General features: G+C 71.5%; 4 protein-coding genes. 1 reads left to right on the plus strand and 3 read right to left on the minus strand.

What is annotated here, in order from left to right; translation table 11 throughout:
• Positions 1-155 precede the first annotated feature (155 nt).
• Genes AC1DP0_RS19970 through nth form a run of 3 tightly spaced genes read right to left on the minus strand, consistent with a single transcriptional unit; the run spans position 156 to position 2,754 of the window.
• Positions 156-1,358, minus strand: coding sequence for a MarP family serine protease (locus AC1DP0_RS19970; protein ID WP_478087967.1), 1,203 nt, complete (start codon positions 1,356-1,358; stop codon positions 156-158).
• Entirely contained in the window at positions 1,355-2,098 is a 744-nt protein-coding gene (locus AC1DP0_RS19975) for an NUDIX hydrolase (protein ID WP_478087969.1), read from the minus strand. Before AC1DP0_RS19975 ends, AC1DP0_RS19970 begins: the two co-directional genes overlap by 4 nt.
• Entirely contained in the window at positions 2,095-2,754 is a 660-nt protein-coding gene (gene nth / locus AC1DP0_RS19980) for an endonuclease III (protein ID WP_478087973.1), read from the minus strand. Before nth ends, AC1DP0_RS19975 begins: the two co-directional genes overlap by 4 nt.
• A gap of 180 nt (positions 2,755-2,934) precedes the next feature.
• Here nth and AC1DP0_RS19985 point away from each other — a divergent pair.
• Positions 2,935-3,269, plus strand: a 335-nt coding sequence (locus AC1DP0_RS19985; RefSeq protein ID WP_478087971.1) for a hypothetical protein, incomplete at its 3' end; no start/stop codon positions are given.

A 3,269-nucleotide genomic window follows, 5' to 3' on the forward strand; every position in this document is an offset into this window, starting at 1 on the left:
AGTGCCCAGTTCCCCGCGGCTCGCTGCGTCGGGAAATGGGCACTCGACCCGTGCCGGGCGACGGGAAATGGGCACTCGACGGTGTCGGGCGTCGGGAAATGGGCACTCGACGGAAGGTGCGCGTCGGGAAGTGGGCACTCGACTTACGGGAGAGGTCAGCCGGAGACGCAGGCGCCGGTGGCGACCGGGGCGCCGGACGACCTGGCCTCGTCGAGGACCGGCTTGGCCTCGGCCAGCGTCAGGGCGTAGCCCGTGGCGTTGTCCTCGAGGGACTTGGCGAAGATGACGCCGACGACCCGGCCGTTGGTGTCGAGGAGCGGGCCACCTGAGTTGCCCGGCTGCACGACCGCCGCGAGTGAGTAGATCTCGCGGACGACACGCTCGCGGCCGTAGATGTCGAGTCCGCGGGCGTCGAGGGTGGCGCGCACCCGGGCCGAGACGACGCGGTAGGGACCGTCCAGCGGGAAGCCCGGGACCGCCGCGGAGTCGCCGCGCCGGAGCTCGCCACCGAGCGGGAGCGGTGGCAGCGGGAGCCCGGGCACACTGAGCACCGCGAGGTCGCGCCGTGGGTCGAAGACCACCACGCGGGCCCGGAGCGTCTCGTCCCCGCCCTGGACGCGCACCTCGTCGGCGCCCGCGACGACGTGCGCGTTGGTGACGATGAGTCCCGGGGACAGCACCCAGCCGGTGCCCTCCTGCCCGCGCTGGCAGGACTGGGACTGCGTCGTCACCTTGACGACCGAACGACCTGCCGTGCGGATCGCCTGCGACCGCGCAATGGCGCTGTCGGGAGCCGGGACCGGCGTGATGGGCTCGGGCGCGAGACCGCCGAACACCTGGGGGAAGCCCTGGCTCGACAGGAAGCCGCGGAAGCCCGCGAAGACCTGACCAGTGTCCTCGGGAACGACCGAGTTGACGACCTGGAGCACCTTCGACTCGGCCATGGCCTTGGACAGCGCGGGGTTGCCGGCTGTGCGCAGCGCCCCGCCGAGGAACCAGATGATGAGGCTCGCCGCGAGCGTCACGACGACGGCACCGAGCACCGAGTCGACGCGGCGCAGCGACGTCTGGCCGACGCGCTGCCTGATGCGACCCCCGACGAGGCCGCCGAGGAACTGGCCGAGCCAGCCGAAGGCGACGACCCCGAGGAGGAGCACGACCACCCGCGTGCGGTCGTTGTCGGCAACGGACGGCCAGTGGGCGAGCACGTCGGGCAGCTTCCACACCGCGACCATGGCGAAGGCGAAGAAGCCGACGAGCGAGAAGAGGCTGTGGATGAGCCCCTGCCGGTACCCCGAGACCGCGTAGGCGAGCAGGAGCAGGACGAGGGCGACGTCGAGGACGATGCTGCCGCTCACGCGYGCCTCCCCACGAGGTAGCGCTCCGGCAGGGGTCGCATGACGTCGGCGTCCCACGGCTGCGAGAGCCCGCCGAGCTCGAGCACTCTGCTGATGAGTCCGGCCGTGAAGCCCCACAGGAGCAGGTGGTCGAGGTCGAAGCCCGGCCCGACGTAACCCGAGGGGTGCGTCACCGAGAAGCGCGTCGCCGGGTCCACGAGGTGCGACACCGGCACCGAGAGCACGTCGTGCACCTCGGCCGGGTCGCGCACTCCGATGGGTGAGGGCTGCGCCCACCACCCGAGCACCGGCGCCACGACGAACTGTGCCGGCGCGAGGTAGAGCGAGGGCAGCTGGGTGACGACCTCGACGCCCGCGGGGTCGACGCCGGTCTCCTCCTGGGCCTCGCGCAGGGCCGTCGCGACGAGGTCGTCGTCCCCGGGGTCGCGCGAGCCGCCGGGAAAGGCGATCTGGGCCGGTTGGGTGCGCATCGTGTGCGAGCGCTCGATGAGCACGACATGCTCACCGTCGTCCTCGGCGCCGGCGGGCGGGGGCCCGAAGAGGATGAGCACCGCCGACTCGCGGCCGCCCTCCTCCGGCGGGAGGAAGCGCGAGAACCACTCGGGCGCGATGCCCTCGAGCCGCACGACGAGGTCGTCCATCCACGCGGGGCGCGTGACGGTCCCCGCCCCGCGCTGCGGGGACGGCTCGATGGATCCGGACCTGCCGGCATACGCGATCCGGCTGACCACGTCGGTCACTTCGGCGCCAGCTCGTACTTCAGGAGCTTCGCCGCCTTGTCCGGGTCGGTCTCACCGGCACCGTAGCTGGGGCACCAGCGCGCGACGGGGCACGCCCCGCACGCCGGCTTCTTCGCATGGCACGTCCGGCGGCCGTGGAAGATCAGGACGTGGCTGAGCATCGTCCAGTCCTTGCGCATGAACAGGCGCCCGACCTCGTGCTCCACCTTGACCGGGTCCTCCTCCTCGGTCCAGCCGAAGCGGCGGGCGAGGCGACCGAAGTGCGTGTCGACCGTGATGCCCGGGATGTCGAAGGCGTTGCCGAGCACGACGTTCGCCGTCTTGCGGCCGACCCCCGGCAGCGTCACGAGGTCCTTCAGACGTGGGGGCACCTCGCCGTCGAAACGCTCGACGAGCGCCATGCCGAGCTTGATGAGCGAGTCGGTCTTGGCGCGGTAGAAGCCGGTCGGCTGGATGATCGTCTCGAGCTCAGTGCGGTCGGCGTTGGCGTAGTCCGCGGCCGTCGGGTACTTCGCGAAGACGATCGGCGTCACCTTGTTGACCCCGACGTCCGTCGTCTGCGCCGAGAGGATCGTCGCGACGAGCAGCTCGAGCGGCGTCGAGAAGTCGAGCTCGCAGTGCGCGTACGGGTAGCGCTCGTGGAGGGCGCGGTACATCTTGCGGGCGCGGCGCGTGCGCGAGACCGGGGTCTCGTCGTCGACCACGAGGGCTCGGGGGGACACGCACGACACTGTATGCCGCCCGGCTGGGTCCCGCGTTCCACGTCCCCGTGTACAGGGTTTCGGGGCAAGGGAACCCGGGGTGGGTACGTCCTGCCTGCACGAGAGGAGTCCGACATGTCAACGGATACGCGCACGGAAGCACCGACGCCGACGGATACCGTCCGGCTGCACGCGCCGCACGACGGGCACCACGGACTCGAGACGACCCTCGAGCTGCTCGCCGGGATGGACCTTGCCCACGCGTCAGAGGCCGACGTCGTCCGGGCTCTGGAGCTCATGGTCACGCATGCCGAGTTCCCTTGCCTGGGCGCCAAGTCCGTCTTCCGCCGCGGGAGCGTGACACACGTCGTCCTCGACGACATGGCCGGCCCCGACGTCCCCACACAGCTCCTCGAGCGGCTGCGCGCCTTCGCGACCGCCATCGACGGCGAGAGCGGCTTCCACTCCTT

Source organism: Terrabacter sp. P5_B1, assembly GCF_056400505.1.